The organism is Stenotrophomonas ginsengisoli, assembly GCF_001431485.1.
Lineage (GTDB): Bacteria > Pseudomonadota > Gammaproteobacteria > Xanthomonadales > Xanthomonadaceae > Stenotrophomonas > Stenotrophomonas ginsengisoli.
In genome coordinates this window covers 1-2,192 of sequence record NZ_LDJM01000075.1, presented here as the reverse complement: position 1 = coordinate 2,192, position 2,192 = coordinate 1, and the positions used below count along the sequence as shown (strand labels likewise).

The window sequence follows — 2,192 nt, the reverse complement described above, 5'->3', positions numbered from 1 at the left end:
CCACCCACTGACAGCTGGGTACCGGTGATGGTGTCGCTGCTGCCGATGGCAGCTCACAACGTGCGGATTGGCATTACCCCGTGAAAGTTCACTCTGGATCGAGTTTTTCCGCAGACCCATCACTGCCAGCCCGTAAGTTAACCCGACCTCGTCATTCACATCTCAATTATCATAAATTTCTACTACGCAGCCTAGGGAAGGCGTATCTAACATGAGTAGTTAGTCCCACCAAGTCATCATAGGCAATTGGCCCAAAACCAGGCTCGAACTTGGCAATATATTGATCCGGAGTCAAGTTGGCACTCAGGGCCAGCTCGATCACCTCAGTTGTTCGAACTGGACGAATCACCCAGTTCACACCTGGCAACCCATCCCTCTCGCGCCCCTCCATCTCCCAAGCGACGTCCCCATCGTAGGATTCGACTGCCTGTCGCAGAGCCTGCATATCAGAATCACTCTCGCGTTCAAACCTGAATGCAATTGACGGCGGATGCGCGCTCTGATCCAACACCTGAATCCGACCTCCTACTCGCAATTCCGGGTATCTCACGCGGTACTTCCTCCACGCCAATGCCCCGATCTCCTCCAGAAGGTTCAACAGATCACCTTCAGGTGCCAGAATCTTCTCATTACTCACTTTGCACCTCCGAAATTCAACCCGACAGGCTTATCAGATATTGTAACCCCACCTGGATTAAGACCCTTGATGTGCTGCTCCCAATCCCCCTTCGGAATTGGATTTTGTGAAACCCTCGGGTCATAGACATAACGACCATCCGTGTACACCTGATGATAGACCATGCCCGATTCGATCTCGCCGTTCTCCAACAGGTTTAACGTCCCTTTTGCTCGTGCACGGACTTCAATCACCTGCCCTTTCCCACCTGATGCAGCCAGCAATTTATGAGCGATTTCTGAGCAGTCCGCATTTGGGCACGCGGTCATCCGTTGAATGTCAGGGCGCCCCATTGCCTCAACCACAGCCGGGTCAGGTGAATAATCCGGATTCGCCGGCCTGAAAGGACGGTCCATCCCAGCAGGAGGCAACTCTTCAACCGAATTACCTGCGGCTTGACCATTGCCAGCACCGCCCTCAAGACCGGGATCGACGGCACCGTTTACGGGCTTTCCTGCCGGCGGAGGCACTTGGTCAGGGACATGAGGCGGAGGTACCGCCTGATCGACAAGCGGCTTAACCCCATTGCCGCTCCCCAGCAGCTTTCCGACACCCCATGAAGCACCAACAAGCACCTTACCGAGCGCGTAGCCGATGGCGATTTCCTGCGCGACATCCGAGAAGCCCCCGGATGCCACTCGGCGCGTAGCATCCACCACGAATCCAATGTCACCACCAAATGTCCCGATCAGGGCCCAGCCGTCTGCGCCACGCACTGATTGCGAATAATCAAGGAGCTGACTGCTGTAGTTATACCTTAGCGCATCAACCTTTCCTGTCGATCCGGCAAGCGCGTTGTATACACTCCTGAATTTGGCCGGATCATCGGTGAGCAAATCCGCGTATAGACCAAAATTCTGATACTCGTCCATAGTGGCCGAGAACATGGCTCTGCCATCGCTGCGTAAATCGGCTGTCTCACTCAGGAATTTTGTCGCAGCATCGTCAACCTTGTTGTTTCCGACCAGATGCGCGTTGGTCTCATCAACTCGGGCACTGGCCTCGACGATCAGGCGAGATTTCGCCTCATCGAGACTGATGCCTTCTTTTGCAGCGAAAGCCGCTGCATTGTTGTTGATCCATATCAGCTCTTCAGGATGCAGCTGACGATTGAACCGATCGCCATCCAGTGCGATCTGTGCCCCGACCTGCCCGCCAAGCACACCGCCGATCACTGCACTGCCGAGCTCCATGAAGGCGTCGTAGTCCGGGGTACCTGGCAAGATGCCGTTCTCGACAAGGTACTGAGCGACCGCTCCCTTGGCCTTCTCCGCACCCGCTGCACCCAGTGCACCACTCCCCACATCAACCCCTCCCAGCGCAGCAGCGGCTGCGCCGGTCAGGCCATGCAACAGTGTTTTAGCAATTCCGCCGTCACTCCAAGTGCTGAACCGGGCCAATGCCTCTGCTTGTGCAGCATTGTCGCCCCGCTCGCTTGCGCTTATGAGATCAGCAGCTGCGCGCTCTTGCATCAGCTCAGCAACGCTGCCTGCCGTCCGGAACCCGACCTCGCCCG

Annotated in this window: 1 protein-coding gene and 1 pseudogene; both read right to left on the bottom strand. The window is 56.2% G+C overall.

The genetic code is table 11. The annotated features are described in order from the left end of the window. Positions 1-169: 169 nt before the first annotated feature. A complete protein-coding gene (locus ABB30_RS16600) occupies positions 170-637 on the bottom strand; it encodes a hypothetical protein (protein ID WP_152980796.1) in 468 nt (155 codons plus the stop codon). After that, a pseudogene (locus ABB30_RS16565) lies at positions 634-2,192 on the bottom strand (hypothetical protein); the annotation flags it as partial. The gene ABB30_RS16600 and the pseudogene ABB30_RS16565, both read right to left, overlap by 4 nt.